Annotated in this window: 17 protein-coding genes; 9 read left to right on the forward strand and 8 right to left on the reverse strand. The window is 58.4% G+C overall.

All coding sequences use genetic code 11. From position 1 onward, the window contains the following. Nucleotides 1–127: 127 nt before the first annotated feature. Nucleotides 128–370: a DUF6124 family protein gene (locus JTJ32_RS03865; protein ID WP_099228372.1), complete on the reverse strand. Its 243-nt coding sequence runs from the start codon at nt 368–370 to the stop codon at nt 128–130. A gap of 443 nt (nt 371–813) precedes the next feature. Between JTJ32_RS03865 and JTJ32_RS03870 the strand changes: the two genes are divergently transcribed. The 3 genes from JTJ32_RS03870 (at nt 814) to JTJ32_RS03880 (ending at nt 4,472) form a co-directional block, all read left to right on the forward strand. Then, entirely contained in the window at nt 814–1,023 is a 210-nt protein-coding gene (locus JTJ32_RS03870) for a DUF6434 domain-containing protein (protein WP_099228373.1), read from the forward strand. A gap of 180 nt (nt 1,024–1,203) precedes the next feature. Then, nucleotides 1,204–3,297: a hybrid sensor histidine kinase/response regulator gene (locus tag JTJ32_RS03875; RefSeq protein WP_210040968.1), complete on the forward strand. Its 2,094-nt coding sequence runs from the start codon at nt 1,204–1,206 to the stop codon at nt 3,295–3,297. Nucleotides 3,298–3,566: 269 nt separating this feature from the next. Further along, nucleotides 3,567–4,472: a manganese catalase family protein gene (locus JTJ32_RS03880; protein ID WP_210040970.1), complete on the forward strand. Its 906-nt coding sequence runs from the start codon at nt 3,567–3,569 to the stop codon at nt 4,470–4,472. An 80-nt stretch (nt 4,473–4,552) separates the two neighbouring features. Here JTJ32_RS03880 and JTJ32_RS03885 read toward each other — a convergent pair whose 3' ends face one another. The 3 genes from JTJ32_RS03885 to JTJ32_RS03895 form a co-directional block, all read right to left on the reverse strand. Continuing rightward, the gene (locus JTJ32_RS03885) at nt 4,553–5,137 is read right to left on the reverse strand and encodes an ankyrin repeat domain-containing protein (RefSeq protein ID WP_122445905.1); all 585 of its coding nucleotides are present in this window, start codon (nt 5,135–5,137) and stop codon (nt 4,553–4,555) included. A 65-nt stretch (nt 5,138–5,202) separates the two neighbouring features. Continuing rightward, on the reverse strand, nt 5,203–6,708 hold the full coding sequence (gene katB / locus JTJ32_RS03890) for a catalase KatB (protein WP_184319839.1): 1,506 nt from the start codon (nt 6,706–6,708) through the stop codon (nt 5,203–5,205). A gap of 247 nt (nt 6,709–6,955) precedes the next feature. Continuing rightward, nucleotides 6,956–7,165 carry a hypothetical protein gene (locus tag JTJ32_RS03895; RefSeq protein ID WP_210040972.1) on the reverse strand — a complete coding sequence of 70 codons (210 nt, stop codon included), beginning with the start codon at nt 7,163–7,165 and terminating at the stop codon, nt 6,956–6,958. 175 nt (nt 7,166–7,340) lie between these two features. On the opposite strand from JTJ32_RS03895, the gene JTJ32_RS03900 reads away from it, so the two are divergent. From JTJ32_RS03900 to JTJ32_RS03910, 3 genes are all read left to right on the forward strand, one after another. After that, nucleotides 7,341–8,054, forward strand: coding sequence for a GNAT family N-acetyltransferase (locus tag JTJ32_RS03900; protein WP_210040974.1), 714 nt, complete (start codon nt 7,341–7,343; stop codon nt 8,052–8,054). Between the two features lie 182 nt (nt 8,055–8,236). Continuing rightward, nucleotides 8,237–9,877, forward strand: coding sequence for a methyl-accepting chemotaxis protein (locus JTJ32_RS03905; RefSeq protein WP_210040975.1), 1,641 nt, complete (start codon nt 8,237–8,239; stop codon nt 9,875–9,877). 241 nt (nt 9,878–10,118) lie between these two features. Beyond that, complete coding sequence (locus JTJ32_RS03910; RefSeq protein WP_210040977.1) at nt 10,119–10,973, forward strand: CAP domain-containing protein; 855 nt, start codon at nt 10,119–10,121, stop codon at nt 10,971–10,973. Between the two features lie 34 nt (nt 10,974–11,007). Here the strand turns inward: JTJ32_RS03910 and JTJ32_RS03915 are convergent, their stop codons facing one another. The 3 genes from JTJ32_RS03915 to JTJ32_RS03925 form a co-directional block, all read right to left on the reverse strand. Beyond that, entirely contained in the window at nt 11,008–11,436 is a 429-nt protein-coding gene (locus JTJ32_RS03915) for a nuclear transport factor 2 family protein (RefSeq protein ID WP_004887223.1), read from the reverse strand. 206 nt (nt 11,437–11,642) lie between these two features. Continuing rightward, nucleotides 11,643–13,274 (reverse strand): methyl-accepting chemotaxis protein, encoded by a 1,632-nt coding sequence (locus JTJ32_RS03920; RefSeq protein WP_210040979.1) that lies wholly within the window; start codon nt 13,272–13,274, stop codon nt 11,643–11,645. A 178-nt stretch (nt 13,275–13,452) separates the two neighbouring features. Continuing rightward, the gene (locus JTJ32_RS03925) at nt 13,453–14,070 is read right to left on the reverse strand and encodes a TetR/AcrR family transcriptional regulator (protein WP_210040981.1); all 618 of its coding nucleotides are present in this window, start codon (nt 14,068–14,070) and stop codon (nt 13,453–13,455) included. 225 nt (nt 14,071–14,295) lie between these two features. On the opposite strand from JTJ32_RS03925, the gene JTJ32_RS03930 reads away from it, so the two are divergent. From JTJ32_RS03930 to JTJ32_RS03940, 3 genes are all read left to right on the forward strand, one after another. Beyond that, complete coding sequence (locus tag JTJ32_RS03930; protein WP_099228382.1) at nt 14,296–14,820, forward strand: DUF3237 domain-containing protein; 525 nt, start codon at nt 14,296–14,298, stop codon at nt 14,818–14,820. Nucleotides 14,821–15,078: 258 nt separating this feature from the next. Continuing rightward, entirely contained in the window at nt 15,079–15,684 is a 606-nt protein-coding gene (locus tag JTJ32_RS03935) for a hypothetical protein (protein WP_099228383.1), read from the forward strand. 14 nt (nt 15,685–15,698) lie between these two features. Then, complete coding sequence (locus JTJ32_RS03940; protein WP_099228384.1) at nt 15,699–16,277, forward strand: hypothetical protein; 579 nt, start codon at nt 15,699–15,701, stop codon at nt 16,275–16,277. Nucleotides 16,278–16,320: 43 nt separating this feature from the next. On the opposite strand, the gene JTJ32_RS03945 is transcribed toward JTJ32_RS03940, so the two are convergent. Continuing rightward, nucleotides 16,321–18,375 (reverse strand): TonB-dependent siderophore receptor, encoded by a 2,055-nt coding sequence (locus JTJ32_RS03945; RefSeq protein ID WP_408004570.1) that lies wholly within the window; start codon nt 18,373–18,375, stop codon nt 16,321–16,323. Between the last annotated feature and the right edge of the window lie 14 nt (nt 18,376–18,389).

Raw genomic sequence — 18,389 nt, forward strand, 5'->3', positions numbered from 1 at the left:
TCAAATTCCTGATCCTGGGAGCGATGTCTAGCGCAAGGGAATTGAATTCGCAGGTGCCCGGTTTCGTCATGGGGCTCTCTGTCGTTGGCCCGCAAATGCCTGCGCGCTTACGGGCCATGGCCTCATCTTACGCGCTGATCTCGATCCCGCTCAGCGAGCGGTCGATCACGGTCTTGGCCAGTTCGACCAGATGCACGACCGCGAACGCCAACTGGCGGTCGGTTCCGCTCAGGCGATCACCGCTTTCGTAGGCTGTGGCAGCGGCGCAGCAGAGCAGTTCGGCGGCGTAGTTCAGGGATTGTTCGAGGGTGGCGAGAGGGCGTGGCGGGTTTGCAGGGTTTGACAGTGAATCGGATTCGGTAGGGTGCATGTTTTAGTGTTCCCAACGCTTGATGATTTGACTTCCTTTTCGCGACTAAACGAAAGGTGGCAGCCGTGCGCAGGTTAGTCGACCGGGCGTTAGGAACCGGCGCACCCGAAGGTGCCCTGGGCACGGCCACCATAAAGTGCGGACGGTAAGATCCGTCTGAACTCAGGTGAGGCCATGCGCCTAACGTTGCCGGGCGACTAAACCCGATCGCTGATTGGCAGCGACCGGCGCACAGTAGAGGCCCGAATCGAGAGGCGCAAGGGGGCAGGATTTTCTCGGAAATTTCATTCAAGAGAAAGAGAAATGTCCATTCAAGGACCTGAAATGAGCTGACGAATCAGCTGCCGTAGAGGGCTTTTACGCTCATGCGAACCGAGCCTGATTCGTGGTCACGTCAGAAACGCGCTATAACGGACCGCGTTTCCTCTTTGGTTGGATCTGACATGACATTCGACTGGCACAGCGATTTGATTACCCGCGACACCGCCGTAGATGCGCACTACCGAAACACCCAGAACGTGCGACGCTTCATGACCGAACAGTGCGGACCGCAGTTCAGGTTTGATCGCGCCTTTATGGCCTGGATTATCGACGCCGAACCCAAGCGGATGGGCCAGGTGGTGGACGAGTGGCTGCGCAGGCGCGGTAGCTGAGCGAGAAACGTCTGCTCGCTCGGAAATGTGACGCAGAGCGTCACGGCTGAATGCCCACGCACCGTTTTCGCGCTGCACACCTCCTTTATTTTTGCCAGCGAGCCATTTTTCTCGTAGCGTGCCTGTGCCGGCCTGTTGAATGGGGAAACGGCAACGACCATTCTTCCAGGTAAAGCCGTTTTGACCCCGACCGAACTGCAACATCTTCAGAGCCGCATGAAGGCCCTGGAGGACGAAAATGCCCTGCTCAAGGAACGTTTGAGCGTCAACGGGCGCGAGGCCGAGCATGCGTTGGCAGTGTCTCAGGAGCGTTACCGCTTTCTGTTCGACGCCATGGACGAAGGCTTTTGCGTCATCGAATTTTTCGACGGCCCTCATGGCCCGCTCAGTGATTACATCCACATCGAGGCCAACCCGGCTTACGAATACCACGCGGGCATTCCCAACGTGGTCGGCAAGAGGCTGCGCGAGATGGTGCGCGAAGAGGCCGATGACTGGGTGAGGTTCTACGGAAAGGTGCTGGCCACCGGCGAGCCGATCCGCTTCGAGCGTGAGCTGGAGGCAACCGGCCGCTATCTGGCATTGACGGCGTTTCGCATCGAGCCGGCCAGCCGCAAGCAGGTTGCCGTGCTGTTTCAGGACATCACCGAACGCAAGCGTGCCGAGCGTGCTCTGCAACACCTCAACGAAACCCTTGAAGCCCGTATTGTTGAAGCAGTGGCCGAACGCAATGTGCTTGCCGATGTGGTCAACGGCACCAACGCGTTCATTCATGTCATCGACTCCAACTATCGCTGGATCGCCATCAACGGCTCGGCGTCACGGGAATTCGAGCGCCTGTTCGGCGTACGGCCCAAGGTCGGCGACAGCATGCTGGAGATGCTCATTGATCGGCCCGAAAGTCAGGCCGGTCTTCACCAGCGCTGGGCTCGGGCGTTGTCAGGCGAAGATTTCGCCATCAGCGTCAACTTCACTGATTCCAACGATCCTGCCAGCCATTTCGAGATGCGCTACAGCAGCTTGCGCAATGCCGAGGGCCAGCCGATCGGTGCCTACCTGTTCGCCTACGACGTCAGCGAGCGGCGCCGTGAGCAGGAGCGTCTGACGCAAGCCGAAGAGGCGTTGCGCCAGTCGCAGAAGATGGAAGCGGTCGGCCAGTTGACCGGCGGTATCGCTCACGACTTCAATAACCTGCTGACGGGCATCACCGGCTCGCTGGAGCTGCTCAAGAATCGTCTCAGCCAGGGGCGCTTCACTGAAATCGACCGCTACGTGGCCGCCGCTCAAGACGCCTCCAAGCGCGCCGCGTCACTGACCCACCGCCTGCTGGCGTTTTCCAGGCGGCAGACGCTGGACCCCAAGCCGGTCGATATCAATCGACTGGTGGTGGGCATGGAAGAGTTGATTCGCCGCACAGTGGGGCCGCACATCACGGTGGAAGTCGTGACCTCGGTCGGACTGTGGTCAACCTTCATCGATGCGCCACAGCTGGAAAACGCGCTGCTGAACCTGTGCATCAACGCCCGTGACGCCATGCCGAGAGGCGGACGGATCACCATTGAAACCGCCAATAAGTGGATCGACCAGCGCGGGTCCCAGACCCGTGATCTTTCACCCGGTCAATACCTGTCGCTGTGTGTCAGCGACACCGGCACCGGGATGACGCCGGAGGTGATGAACCGCGCCTTCGATCCCTTCTTCACTACCAAACCGCTGGGGCAGGGCACCGGTCTCGGGCTGTCGATGGTGTATGGCTTCGTGCGCCAGTCCGGCGGTCAGGTGCGGATCTATTCCGAACCGGACCAGGGCACCACGATGTGCCTCTATCTGCCGCGTCATTACGTCGGTGCGCCTGAAGAGGTCGAAACCGTCGAAGCGTGCGAATCGCTGAAAACCCAGAGCCTGCGAACCGTAATGATCGTCGACGACGAACCTACGATCCGCATGCTTGTGGCCGAAGTGCTTGAAGATCAGGGCTACATTCCCATCGAAGCGGGCGAGGGTGCATCGGCGCTCAAGGTGCTGGAATCCGACAAGCGCATCGACCTGCTGGTCACGGACGTAGGCTTGCCGGGCGGCATGAACGGTCGCCAGTTGGCCGACGCAGCGCGGGTCATCCGTCCTGACCTGAAGGTGCTGTTCATCACCGGTTACGCGGAAAACGCCATCATCGGCAACGGCCATCTGGACCCGGGCATGTGGGTGCTGACCAAGCCGTTCACCATGGAAGCGCTCGCCAGCCGGATCTACGAAATGATCGAGCGCGAGGACTGACGTCGCGACCAGCCGCCTTGCCGGCTCGCACGTTCCGGTCCCTGTAAAACCAGGGTGACCGGAACGGTGCGCCGTTAAAAAAGACTATGAAACTTTGGCGCGCCAACCTTCCGTCGCACGCCCGTAGCTCTTGCGAATCTTTCTATCCGATTGCTGCCTCTCAACCCTTGATGGCGATGATGTTCGCTAAGTCGTCGACCCGTCTCTGACGGTCGTTAGCTGATTTTGCCCAAACAAAACCAAGCGTTACGCCTGAAAGGGGAGAAATCATGTTTCTTCACAATAAACGTTTGCAGTACACGGTTCGTGTCTCCGAGCCCAACCCCGGTTTGGCCAATCTGTTGCTGGAGCAGTTCGGGGGTGCCCAGGGCGAACTGGCCGCGGCCGGTCGCTATTTCACTCAAGCGCTGTCCGAAGATGACCCGGGCCGCAAGGACTTGCTGTTTGACATCGCGACCGAAGAACTGAGCCACCTGGAGGTGGTGGGGTCGATCATCGTCATGCTCAACAAGGGGGCCAAGGGCAAGATTGCCGAGGGCATCCAGGCGGAGGGCGAGCTGTATCGGGAAATCAACGGGGCGGGAAATGACTCGCACATCACCAGCGTGCTCTATGGCGCGGGCGCACCGCTGATCAACTCCGCCGGGGTGCCATGGACGGCGGCCTACATCGATACCATCGGTGAGCCGACGGCCGATATGCGCTCCAACATTGCCGCGGAGGCGCGGGCCAAGATCGTTTACGAACGCCTGATGAACGTGACCGATGACCCTGGCGTCAAGGACGCGCTCGGGTTCCTGATGACCCGGGAAATCGCCCACCAGCTTTCCTTCGAAAAAGCGCTGCACTCGATTCAGCCGAACTTCCCGCAGGGCAAGCTGCCAGGCATGCCGGAGTTCAGCCGCAAGTACTTCAATATGTCGAATGGCGACGCGAGCCCGCGTGGTCCGTGGAACAGCGACGAGGACTTCGAGTACGTCGAGCATCCGCTTCCCGCCGTCGATGGCGGAGACGGAACGGCGTCGGTCATGCTCAGCGAGGATGATGAAGCCACCTTGATGGTCATGAAGCAGAGGACGCAATCCGATCCTACTGCGCAAGTGCCGGTCACAGGGGCCGAGCTGGGCTCGGGAGAGATGCCTGCCTCTCCGGGGAGCGACAACGGTCAGGTTTGACGATCGAATGGGGTCGACAAAAACTGCTGTCCTAATACGGATGGCAGTTTTCCACCGAGCGGCCAACCGATGATCGTGTTTCAGCGGGTCGGCATGACCTGGAATTCACCTTTGGACAACCCCTGCACATCATTGCCCATGCTGTCGCGCAGGCTCAGGTCGGCGCCTTTGTCGGTCAGTTCCTTGAGCACCTCGGTACGTTTGAACAGTGCCGCGTACATGGCGGCCGTCTGACCGGCATTGTTGGTCAGGTTGGCGCCGCAATCGGCCTGCACAAGGCGTTTGGCGATGCTGAGCTCACCTTTGAAAATGGCACCCATGAGGGCGGTATTACCGCGTTTGTCCTTGGCGCAAGGATCAGCGCCGGCATCGATCAGGCGTACGACAGAATCTTCGTGACCGTGATAGGCGGCGAGGATCAGACCGGTATAGCCCTGTTCGTCCCGGACGTTAAGGTCGTAATGCGCTTCGATGAAGGTATCCAGCATCGGATTGTTGCCTTCACGCGAAGCATCGAAGAACAGCGTGCGCAACTGGCTGGCCGTCTGTTCGGCGGTCAGGTTCTGGGCAGGTGTCGATTGGACAGGGTCGGGTTGGGCGGGTACAGGTTGCTCGGCATGAGCAACGGCGGTCAACAGCAGCAGTCCGTAAAGAAGGGTTTTCATGGGCGTTCTCCTGGTCTGGCCTGAACCGCCCCGGCCTTCGAGCGCCGGGGCGGGACATCAGATCATCAGTCTTTGAGGCTGGCAGCCAACGATTTGACTTTGCCCAGATCGCCCTTGGCCACTTCGGTTACCCGAGTGCCGTAGGTTGGATCGGCCTTGTACAGGAACGACAGGATGATGTTCTTGCTTTCGGTATCGGTATCGGCCAGCGACTCGCCGAAGCTCTGGACCAGATCGGTCTGATCTTTCGGGCTGTAGGAGCGATACAGATCACCCGCCTGCTTGAAGTTCTGCTCGCGCGTGATCTTCGCCTGCTGGGTAGTGCCGCTGATTGGCAACTGGCTGTAGCGCGCGCTTTCCTCGGATGGACGCGGCTCCAGACGGCTTGGCTCGTAGTTGACGCCGCTGGTGGTGTGGCCGGCGTTCATCGCGCCATCCTGGTTGCCGTTGTTCACAGCGACTTTCGGCTGGTTCACCGGCAGGCTCAGGCCGTTGGCGCCCAGACGATACATCTGGGTGTCTGCGTAAGAGAACACGCGACCTTGCAGCAGGCGGTCTTCAGAAGGCTCGATGCCGGGTACCAGGTTGGCCGGGGCCATGGCGACCTGCTCGGTTTCCTGGAAGAAATTATCGACGTTCTTGTTCAGGACCATCTGACCGATTTTCTTCTCGGGGACGTCAGGCCAGATTTTGGTGGCGTCCAAAGGATCGAAGTCGAATTTGGCCAGTTCTTCAGGCTTGAGCACCTGAATGTAGAGGTCCCATTTCGGGAAATCGCCTTTCTTGATTGCGCCGACCAGATCGTTGGTCAGGTGGCTGTAGTCCTTGGACTGGACCTTGGCCACTTCGTCCGGGTCAAGGTTCTTGATGCCTTGCAGGGTTTTCCAGTGGAACTTGACGTAGTGCACTTCGCCCTTGGCGTTGACCAGTTTGTAGGCGTGTACACCGTTGCCGTCCATGAAGCGGTAGCCGGCGGGTGTCCCTTCGTTGGAATAGAGCAGGGTCAGGGTGCGGGTGGCTTCAGGCACGTGGGAGAAGAAGTCGAAACGACGCGAATCGTTGTCCAGGTTGGTGCGTGGATCAGGTTTGAAGGCATGCACCATGTCCGGGAACTTGATGGCATCGCGGATGAAGAAGGTCGGGAAGTTGTTGCCTACCAGGTCCCAGTTACCGTCTGCCGTGTAGAACTTGGTCGCGAAGCCGTGCGGGTCGCGCAGGGTTTCAGGAGAGTGATTGCCATGCACCACGGAAGAGAAACGGACGAAGACCGGGGTTTTTTCACCGGACTTGAAGACGGTCGCCTTGCTCAGGTCGCTGATGTCGGCCGACGCGGTGAACTCGCCTTTCACGCCGGTACCGCGGGCATGCACCACACGCTCCGGGATACGTTCGCGGTCAAAGCGCTGCAGTTTCTGCAGCAGTTGAACGTCCTGCAGCAGTACCGGGCCCTGGGTGCCGGCTGTCTGCGAGTTCTGATTGTCCCCGACCGCCGCGCCATTGTCGCGGGTCAGAGTGTCGGCTGCGTAGGCGGCCGGAATGCTGATAAGGCCGACTGCTGTTAAACGAACCATGTTTCTGGACCAGTTTAATAACGGCATTTTTGAATCCCTCATATTTTTTTAGTAGGCCGGGCCATGTTATGCGCGCGGGGGGAAAGTGGGCGATTATAAAAATCAATCGGGGTGATTGAGATAAATACTTGTCGGGCAGCGGAACCGACTGACTAGTTGTCTTGGAAATAGTGTTGATGAGTTTTCAGGCGGCTGGCATTAACATTATTTTCATGTAAAGGCATGACTTTATATTTAAATGGTAATTCTATAAGTGATTGATATTGTTCTGGTTAATCATTTTTTTTGTGCCACTCTTCATTGCGCGGCCTGGCGAGCGTTTGTCCGTTAATGAAAACCGATCGTATTGTTCATAAAAAGAAAGCCGCTCACCAATTTTTTCGTTCAAGGACGAACGTACCAGATTAATCAGTGCCAACACTCGAAAAGTAGTGGCTATTTGATAGTCGATTTTCATGTTGGCAACTTGAACTAAGAAATACGCTGTAACAGTTAGGCAGAAAATTACCCATTCATAGGTCGGTATGGATTTATCCTTTCGAGCTGCGGGGTTCGGTTCATGTCATCCCATCGGGTTATCATGTCGCGTCACCTGCCTCAGGCAAGCCTTACCCTTCGGAGCCAGACGTTCAATGTCCACTGTCATGCTGTTGCAAACCCCGCCGCCAGAATTCATTCGAAGCCAGATCCAGCAGATGGTGGTGGATTACGTGACCGACATCAGTCTGGTTGCCATTGCGCCGAGCAATCCGCTGTACAACCTCTATCAGTACGGCGTCGGTTACGAGGTGCATCTTTACCTCAATGCTATGAATGGCTCCGGCAGCATGACCGTGGAGCTGATCGTGGCCCTGGATGACGAAGATCCGGAGACGGTGCTGGGTTTTCTGCTGTATCTGCCCGTGCAGGGCGATCCGGACGCGTGCGCGGTGACCTATATGGCGGTTCGGGAAAGCCATCGGGGACAGGGCATTGCGCGCTCGATGCTGGAGAAGATGGTCAGCCGATACCCGCACGCGGAGTTGTACTGCGTGGTCGACAAGGTGCCGTATTTCGAGTCGCTGGGCTTCCAGGTACTGGGTGCCCGCGGGCCGCACGTGATCATGAACACCCGCGATCACGGCACTGAAGGCCTGCTCGCAGTCATGGACATCGCGCCGATCTACAGTTCGGTCGAAGTGCGACAGATTCACGCCTACCTGCTCAAACAGCACGGAGACAAGGCAATGGCCGATGCCGAAAAGGAACGTGACCGACGTCTTGACCGCATGACGCACGAGGCGAGGGACTTTGTTGAGCGGCATGAAGGACCGGGCGGGGAACAACAGCCGATTCTGCTTCACTGATCCTCAACCATCAGGGTCTGGCAGGGTTCGGATGACTGCTCCGCAGCATGATATGCCGAGGTGTAATTAATTTTATGGGGTGTTGAACGTTTGCGAGATGAGTGAAGTCACTATGACATCATTGCTGAGTGCAAAATCATTTCAGCGTAGTCGCAATCCCTCATATCGCAACGGTCCACCCTATGAATATTCTGCGTCAGTTCAAGTTTTCGACAAAGCTTCTCTCGGCGTTCATCATCTGTGCGCTTATCACGCTGGCTGTGGGTGGGCTGGGCATGACAGGGGTGACCCGTCTGGGCAACGCGCTGGAACAGACGTTTTCCAACAACCTGGTTTCGGTGAGTAACACCAACGAAACGCTGACCAGCATGACTGCCCATAACCGTGGCCTATATCGCCTGCTTGATGCGCAGGATGGCGGCGTATCGGAAACCGACAAGGAGCGTGTTCGTCAGGCGATTGCCGATGACCTTGCGCGCGCTCAGAAAGTGTTTTCCATTTACCGAGCGACGCCGCTTGAAGACGACGAGCGTGTCGCCGGCGATCAGCTTGAGCAGATGTTGCCTGCCTACATTGCGGGTTCGCAGCAAGTGATCGAGTTGATGAGGGCCGGTGACCTGCAAGGCGCCAGGACTCGCCTCAACGATCTGTCTACCGACGGGTTCGTGAAAATTCGCGCTTATCTGCGCACCATCATCGATTCCAACAATCGTCAGATCAAGGAAGGCGCTGTAGCGGCTGCAGAGCTGAGAAACAAATCCGTGTTAATGCTTGAGATCGGCGTCGTGATTGCGTTCATTGTGGCGATTCTGCTGGGCATCTTCATCACCCGCATGATCACCCGCCCTCTGGCGGTGGCCGTGGTCAGCGCACAACGTATCGCGGGCGGTGACCTGACCCAGCCGATCGTGTCCACCAGTAGCGATGAAGCCGGGCTGTTGCTCGATGCCCTGTCGAACATGCAGGACGGTTTGAAAGGCACCATTCAACAGATCGCCAGCGCTTCGGATCAACTGGCCTCGGCGGCAGAAGAACTCAGCGCTGTCACCAACGAGAGCACCCGTGGGCTGACTCGTCAGAACGACGAAATTCAGCAGGCCGCGACTGCCGTGAACCAGATGACAGCGGCCGTGGAAGAAGTGGCCCGCAATGCCGTGTCGACCTCTGAAGCCTCGAAGACCGCAACCGAAGACGCTGTCGATGGTCGCGGTCAGGTGGATCACACGGTCAAAGGCATCACCACTATGGTGCATGAGATCACCGAGTCGACCGAGGCCGTTTCCGAACTGGCCGGGCATGTGCGTGAGATCAGCAAAGTGCTGGACGTGATCCGCAGCATTGCCGAACAGACCAATCTGCTGGCACTCAACGCAGCCATCGAAGCGGCACGTGCAGGTGAACAGGGGCGCGGGTTTGCGGTAGTGGCTGACGAGGTGCGCGCACTGGCTCATCGCACGCAGGCGTCGACCGTCGAGATCGAAGGCATGATCAGCACCGTGCAGTCAGGTGCCGACGGGGCCGTGGCGGCCATGGGCAAGAGCCTTTCGCTGGCCACCAATACTCAGGAACTGGCCCTGCGCGCCGGTTCTGCGCTGGAAAAGATTACTCAGGGTGTCGCGACCATCAACGAGCGTAATCTGGTGATCGCCTCGGCTTCCGAAGAGCAGGCTCAGGTGGCCCGCGAAGTGGACCGCAACCTGCTGAACATTCAGGACCTCTCGACCCAGAGCGCGGCAGGCGCCGATCAGACCAACGCATCGAGTCAAGAGCTGTCTCGACTGGCGACGTCCTTCAATGGAATGGTGGCGAAGTTCAAGCTCTGAGTGGGTAGATACCTCATCTTCTGCTGAACAAACGCTGCATCTGCTGCATCTGCTGCATTTGATGTGGGAGGCGGCTTGCCGCCTCCCACCATTGCATTGGCTGCCGGAACAATGTCCTTCCAGCCGGCCTGCTTCTTTACCTGTCTGCTCGTGATAATCCCGCCGCCAGCCGCAAAAAGCAGTTGCACCCGACCGGGTGAGGTCGCGCATGATAGGCGCTCTCAATTTTCCGGAGATTTTCATGGGGTCCATCACGTCCGTCCTGCGCGTAGCTATATTGTCACTCGGGGTGCTTGTCGCCCAATCGGCTCTGGCCTCCGATGAGACGCAATTGATCGACTCGCTCAATGCCTGGCGTGGGCAGGCGCAGCGCTGCGGCGATCAGGTGTCCATGGAGCTGCCGCCACTGGTCAGCGATAAGCGCCTGATTCTACCCGCCAGTGGCGGGGTGGAGCTGGGGCCGGCACTGTCGCGTGCTTCCTATCCAATGGTCACCGTGCAGGCGATCAGCCTTTCCGGGCCGCGTGATGCGGCCTCGGCACTGAAGGCTGTGCAGGAGAGCTTCTGCAAGGTCGTGCTCGACCCGCAGTTCATCGACATTGGCGTGAGCCGGGAAGGGCAGAACTGGCGAATCGTGCTGGCGCGTTCGCTGGTCGCGTCGCGTCTGGGGGACTGGCAGGCCGAAGGTCAGAAGGTGCTGGAGATGATCAACGTTGCCCGCACCACGCCACGCCAGTGCGGTGCTCAGGCATTTCCCGCGACCACGCCGCTCACCTGGAACGCCACGCTGGGCACGGCAGCTCAGGCTCACTCTCAGGCCATGGCCAACAACAACTTCTTCGATCACAAGGACCGGGAAGGGCGCATGCCTGGCGATCGAGCGGAACTGGCTGGCTATATCGGTCAGCAGGTGGGCGAAAACATCGCTGCCGGTCAGGACACCGCGCGCAAGGTGGTGGACGGCTGGCTGGCGAGCCCCGGGCATTGCGCGAATCTGATGAATGCCGGGTTCCGTGAACTGGGCGCGGCTTATGCCACTGATCCCAAGAGCGATGCAGGCGTCTATTGGACCGCGATGTTCGGCACGCAGCAGTGAATGCTGTCACTTGCTGCGTGGACGTGGCTGACGTCTAGAAGCGGAATGCCTGACGGCCAATCAGCAGCCATTGGCCGTTCTGCTTTTGCCAGATCTGGAAGTTCTCGATTTCGGTCGGCACCACCTTGCCGCTGTTCACGGCCTGCGCCGAGAAGTGGTTGCGCACCAGCGCGACATCGCCAGACATTGTGATCTTCTGGTTGAGCATTTTCAGGTCATTGAAGGCGCTCTTGCCGGTTTCGATGTCGGCAATGAACGCCTGTTTGTCCTGGATGTTGCCGCTGGAATGCCCATAGGTAAGGTTGTCGGCCGTCAGCGCCTGAAGCTGTGCTATATCCTTGTGCCACATGGCCTGGGTCAACTTGTCCACCGCCTGCGCCACGTCAGCCTCGTCCGATGGCGCGGCGACGACGTAGCCTGTGAACAGGCAGACAAATCCTACGAGCAGTTTGAGCTTTCTCATGCGCATTCCTTTTTATTGTCATTGTGGGGTGGCCGGAACATGCGCTTGGCATGATCTGGCAGACAGCATATTCATCTGTCGTCGTACAACTTAGACGAGGTGCGCGCCCCTGACAAGTGGACGCTGCCTGCGCCGGTGGGGCGATTGCGGGGAAGATGCTTCGAGCGGGGAAAGGCCGGGGAACCACGTTCCCCGGCCAAAGGGACTCAGGCGACGCGGAATTGTTTAGTCAGGCGGCTCAGGTCGGCTGCCAGTTTGGTCAGTTCAGCGGTAGCGATGGCGGTCTGGCTGGAACCTTCGGAGGTCTGGCTGGACAGGTCGCGAATGCTGACCAGGCTGCGGTCCACTTCACGTGCCACTTGAGCCTGTTGCTCGGCAGCGGTGGCGATCATCTGGTTGCGTTCGTTGATCTGGCTGATGGAATCAGTGATGTCGAGCAACGCCTTGCCTGCGCCATTGGCCATGTCCAGGGTCTTCTGAGCCTGAAAGCTGGTCTGTTCCATGGCGGTCACTGCGTTGCCGGTGCCGGATTGAATCGAACTGACCATCTGCTCGATTTCCCGGGTCGACTGCTGGGTGCGGTGAGCAAGCGCCCGCACTTCGTCTGCGACCACGGCAAAACCTCGACCTGCTTCACCGGCGCGAGCAGCCTCGATGGCGGCGTTGAGCGCCAGCAGGTTGGTCTGTTCGGCGATGGCGCGGATCACGTCCAGCACTTTGCTGATGTCGGTGGCCATGACCGCCAGACCCTGCACCTCGGTCGAGGTGACCTGAACCTTGGACACCATCAGGTTGATCGCCGAAACCGTTTCATCGACCTGGGCACGTCCGGCCATGGCCGCGGTGCTGGATTGCGACGTGACCTGAGAGGCAGAGGCCGCATTGCTGGCCACTTCTTCGACCGCAGCGCTCATCTCGTTGACGGCCGTCGCCGCCATTTCGATTTCATTGCTCTGACGCAGAATGGTGCGCGACGCATCCTCGGTCACGGCATGCATTTCTTCGGAGGTGGCCGCCAGTTGAGTCGATGAGTCGCCGATCAGGGTCAGCGCACTGCGCAGATTGGTCTGCATGGTCGCCAGTGCGGCAATCAGTTTGGCCGCTTCGTCGCTGCCTTCGACCGTGATGTTCTTGCTCAGGTCGTTGGCTGCAATGCGTTCGGCTATTTTCAGGGAATCGCCAATGGGACCGGTCAGGCTGCGGGTATAGAGCCAGGCAAGCAACAGCGTGGTTGTAACGCCGACCGCGATGAAGATCCCCACGAGCCACAGGGTCTGGCTGTAGGCCGATTCAGCGTTGTCACCCGCTCTCTCGGCTTTTTTGTCGTTGATGCCGATGAGGTTCTTCAGCGAGGACTCCACCTGATCGGCGGCGTTCTTCATCTCGTTGTTGGAGATGGCGACAGCGGTTTCCAGGTCGCCCGCAGCGATCGAGGCCAGATAACGGTCCTGATTGACTTGATAGTCGGCGTTGGCCTTGTTGAGTGCGTCAAATCCCTCGCGCCCCTGTGGCGTCACAATCAGTTTGCCCAACGAGTTCGAGTAGTCGGCGATCAGGACCCGCGATTGTTTGATGTCGTTCAGCGCCTTGGCTCTGCGTTCCTGGGGCTCCAGTGGATTGCGCAGACGGGCGTTGTTACCGCGGATACCGACAAACTCACGGTCCAGCATACCGAGCAGCTTGACGCTGGGCAGTACATTGGTTTCGATGAATTTTTCCGCTTCGTTGAGAATGGCGGCTTGTCGCAACGCGAGCAGTCCCAGTGCGACAATCATGAGGCAGAACAAACCGAAGCATAAAGCCGAGCGAGGTGCGAGGTTGAGTTTGCGCAAGAACATGTGCCTTCTCCATGGGTGATTAGAAAGCCTATCGCCTGCATGGAGGTTTTCTTGATGACAAGTGCAATATAAAGCGCTCCGCGCATCGGTAAAGCCCAGTGGCTGGAGATGCGCGGTCTCTGAAAAAGAGCGCCTGAAGCGTCAGGCAGAAGGGCTGTCAGTTATGCGTGACGGTAACTCAGCGTTGGCCCATGCCCAGCAGGAAGGTTTCGACCGCCCGATCTACCATGGTGCGAATTTGCTCGCAGCCCAGTGGCTGCGGGCTTTGCTGATAGAGCCGTATTTCAGTTTCCGCTGTAAGCAGTGAAGTTAGCTGAAGCGCTGCAAGCTCAGGGTCGGTCTTGCGAAGTTGTCCGTTCTGCATGGCCTGGGTCATCAGGGAGGAAATGGTTTGCATGCACTGGCGTGGCCCGGATTCATAGAACATCATGCCGATTTCAGAACGACCCGACTCGGCGACTACCATCCGATACACCGCCAGCACTGTGTTGTCGTTGATCAGCACCGCCAGCATTCGCTCGCCAAAGCGGCTGAGCAAGGCTCTGAGGTTCAGATCCTTTTCGCCATAGGTCGCAAGCTCCGATACGGCTTCTGCCAGATGAGACGTGGCATGCCGATCAACCACGGCGATGAAGAGATCTTCTTTTGACGGGAAGTAGCTGTAGATCGTTGCCTTGGAGCCGCCCATTCGCTTGGTGACTTCGTTCATCGAAGTGCGCTCGTAGCCCATTTCGAGGAAAACGCTGGCTGCCGCATCAATGATGGCTTCACGGCGAGCTTCGGTACGCACCTTCATTTAAATCCTCAATCCTTCAGGGAATCTTCGTTTGCCTGTGTCACGCAAATTAACGTGGACTAAAACTGAACCGTTCGGTACGATTTATTTCGTCTCCGAGGAGCTTACTGGAAACGAAGCCTCAAATAAACGCCGCCGCATCAATGCCGAACCCGGCAGATGCCTGAGCTATAAAGCTTCTGGCCCCAACTGCAGTGTTGACCGAATAGTGGAGTGAGCAGACCCGTGAACATCATCGACTTCAAGAAGCCTTGCAAGCCATCCGTTCGTGAAGTGGCAATCGCCAGGGCACCGCTGCTGGAGAAAGTCCTGTCGATTACCTTGAAGACGGATGCTCCTACGCTGATGGGAATCTGCAGCGATGGTCTGCGCAGTAACAGCTCCATCATCGGCGGCGAGTTCGAGGGCGAGAATATTCGGGGTTCGGTGCTGCCGGGTGGCAGTGATTTTTTTGTCGAGCTGTCCAGCGAGCTTGCCTATTTCAATGCGCGCTTCACTTTGCGAACCCGAATGGGCGAGCTGATCAACGTGGAGAGCAAAGGGGTGCTGGTCATGGACGAGGTCGGGCAGGAGCAGCTTCAGAACGGCGTATGGCCCATTTCCGACGGGCACTATCAATGCACCTGCACCCCACAGTTTCAGGTGCCCCTGGGGCCGAACGACTGGCTGGAAAAAAGCGCGTTCATCGGCAAGGTCGAGTACCTGTTCTACAACGAGAAAGTCATAAACATCTACCGGATCAAGTACTGAGCCGTTTCTTGTATCGGATCGTCTGCACGACACCCATGGTCAATCTTTCTGACTGAATGCACGCCCGGCAGGAGGCCGCCTGACCTGCGCCGTCTCTGCGCTCTGCGAGAGCAGGCACGCCTGAAGCAAATTGGTTACAATCTCGCTCGAGATAGCATAGTGCTATCTCTTCTCGCATGCCATGGATCGGCAAGTCCCGTGGCATGCCATCAATATTTGCTTCGGGTGTCGCGGGTGCGACATCTTCAAGGACGTTAAATGAACAAGCTGCAGTACGCCGCCATCGCACTGATGGGGTTGGTGTTGACCGGGTGTGTATCTTTCGTGCCCGCAGGGCCCATTGGTCTTCCCGCCAAGGCCGTCGAGAATACGTTGCCGGTCGGGGCAATGATCAAGGATGTGAAGATCACTGATCCGGCCATCGATGAGCTTCAGAAGCGAAACATCAGTTCGCAGCTCACGGCACAGATCGGTGCGCACGTCGAGCGTGGCGAGTATTTCCAGAAGATGATCGTTTTTCCGGCGAAGCTGGGCGAAAAGGATGTCGAACTGGCCTTCAATTTCACGTCTCTCAAAGGCAAGCGTACGCCACACCCGGCGTATTTCCCCGGCGCTCTGCTGACGCTGACGATCTGGATCTGGGTCAACGGCCCGATCTACGTCGACGCCTATGATCTGGCGGCGGAACTGCGTATCAACGACAGCCACGGCAAGCAACTGGCACTGTCGCAAAAGACGTTCAAGCGCGACGTGAACACCGGGCTCTGGGACCGCGATTATTTCAACCCTTCCATGGGAGCCAATCAACTGACTGATCTGGTCGAGACGCTGCTGGTCGATGCCACCGGCCAATTGCCTCGTTGAAAGGGAAATTTCGAATGAACAAGTTTTTCATGCTGTTGGCTGTGCTGTTTTCACTGTCGTTGCAAGGCTGCATGACCTATTCGAACCATGAGTTGGTGCAGGCTTCGCAATGGCCTCCGGCAACATCGTCCAAGGTCAAACCGGCGGCCTATCTCAAGGTGCAGGTCGAACATGCGCTGAACGAAGATCGCGCCAATAGCGGCACCAACATTGCTGCGCTGGAGAAGTTGTTGAAGGAAGAGCTGCAGGGCAGTCAGCGTTTCAGCAACGTAAGCATTGAGCGGGAGCCGTCCGATCTCTACGTCACGGCAACCTTGCGCAATCACGAAGAAGGCAGTCTTGGCCTGGCATTCCTGACCGGTTTCACGTTCTTTCTGATCCCGAACAAGGTCGACAACACCCTGTCGCTGGAACTGACCTTCCGCGATGGTGAAGGCAAGAAGCTGGGGCAGGTCAGCAAGCAGGAAAAACTCACCACCTGGATGCACCTGGTGCTGATCTTTGCCCTGCCGTTCAACGAGTCGAGCGACAAGGTCATCAGGGATCTGGCGCGCAGCGCGCTTGAAGACGCGGCGGGTAAAGGTCTTATCTGAGCAGGCTGAAGGGGCTGGAGCGGATCCAGCCCCTTCACCCTTATCAGAAGGTGACGCTGGCGCTGAGCCGCGCGGTGCGTGGCTCACCCACGTTGACCTGCAACTGGCTGCCAGTGCTGGACGGGTAATACTGCTTGTCGAACAGGTTATCTACGTTCAACTGCAGACGGGTCTTGTAACCGGCCATCGGCACATCCCAGCGCAGAAATGCATCGGCCACGGTGTAGCTGCTCATGTAGAACGAGTTGGCGTCATCCCCGGCGCGCTCGCCCACGTAGCGTGCGCCACCACCGGCGTGCCAGTCGCCCAGACCTGAAGGCACCTGCAGGTGATGCGTGAGGTACAGGCTCGCTGTGTGCTTCGGCGCCTGGCTCAGGCGATTGCCTTCGTTGCTCGGGTCATCCAGCACTTCGGTGTGGGTGTAGGCGTAGGTGCCGATCATATCCCAGCGCTCGGCGATGCGACCGGTCACGTCCAGCTCCACACCCCTTGAACCGACCTTGCCAGCCGCCTCGCTGACACCCGTCACGCCGGTTGGAGTGACGACGTTCTTCTTCTCGATATCGAACACGGCCATGTTGAAGTCCAGGCCTGGCGCGAGCGCGTATTTGGCACCGACTTCGTAGCTGCGACCTTCCTCGGGATCGAAGGTGGTGCCGTCATCGTTCACGTCTTCGTTGGGCACGAACGAGCGGCTGTAGTTGCCATACAGCGAGAGGTCTTCATTGACCTTGAACACCAGTCCCGCCATGGGCAGGAACACGTCATCATTCTTGTCCAGATTCACAGCCCGGCTGGCACCCAGGCCTTGGGCGATGTACTGGTCGTAATGCTGATAGCGACCGCCGAGCACCAGAATCCAGCGGTCGTTCAGGTGCCAGTTGTCCTTCACATAAAGCGAAGACGAGGTCAGCTGATTACTCAGGTTGCTGGTGGGCTGGTTGACCACACTCGGTTCAGCCAGGCCGCCATAGACCGGGTTGAAGATGTTGAAGCCGTTCTGTGCGGTGTTGCGGTACGTCTTGCCGCGAAACTTGTCGGAGTCCTCCTGTTCAGCGCCGATCAGCAGGTCGTGCTCTTGCCCGAGGATGTCCTGCTTGCCGATGAAGTCCCAGCTGGCATAACGCGTTTCATAGTCGTAATGCCCGCCGTTGGCCTGACGACGCAGCACGCCTGTGCCTGACAGGGTGCTGGGTTGGGCGATGGAAAGGCTGTAGCGGTCATTGTTCCAGCCATAGGTCAGGCGGGTCTTCCAGTCGTCGCTGAGCTGGTATTCAAAACGCGCAGTCGCCGTTTCGCTGATGCCAACGGTGTTGGCCCATTTTTCATCCAGACGCTTGTTGTAGCTGACATCGGTCGGATGCCCGCCGCTGAATACAGTGCCGCGGTCGAACGGGCTGACATAATCGTTGTACTCGTAGGCAAGCGTGAGGCTTGCACGCTCGCCGGTCCAGGACAGCGACGGTGCGATCAGCGTGTGCTGATCGACGCCGTAGTTGCGCCAGTAATCTTCGCTCTGGCGTTCGGCAACCAGACGATAGGCCAGGCCGCTGTCGCCCAGCGGGCCGGTGGTGTCAACGCCAAAACTGCCGCCACCTTCGCTGAACGCCGAACCGCTCAACGTCGTGCTCTGCACGTACTGCGGCTGTTTGCTGATCACGTTGATCAGGCCGCCCGGCTCCATCGCGCCGTACAACAGCGAGGCCGGACCCTTGAGTACTTCGACCCGGTCGGTGGTCGCGCTGAAGTTCCTGGAAACCACCGAGCGCACGCCGTCACGCAGAATCGATCCATCGTCATTGGTCCCGAAGCCGCGTTTGACAAGTGAGTCCTTGGTGTTGCCCAGCGTATTGCCCTGACTGACGCCGCTGACGAACTTCATGGCGTCGTCCAGCGAGCGCACGTTGTAGTCGGCGATGGTCCGGGGGGTCACCACATTGACCGTCTGCGCTTCTTCCTTGAGCGGTACGTCACTCTTGCTGGCGGTACTGGCGCTTTGTGCGCTGTAGCCTTCCTCGTTCTGGGTAGCGGCGGCAGATACCTGCGTCGCGGGCAACATTGCAGCATCTGCTGCATGTGCCGTACCGCCCGAGCACATGGCCAGGGACATTG

The sequence above is a fragment of the Pseudomonas alliivorans genome (assembly GCF_017826695.1).
In the GTDB taxonomy this organism is placed as follows: domain Bacteria; phylum Pseudomonadota; class Gammaproteobacteria; order Pseudomonadales; family Pseudomonadaceae; genus Aquipseudomonas; species Aquipseudomonas alliivorans.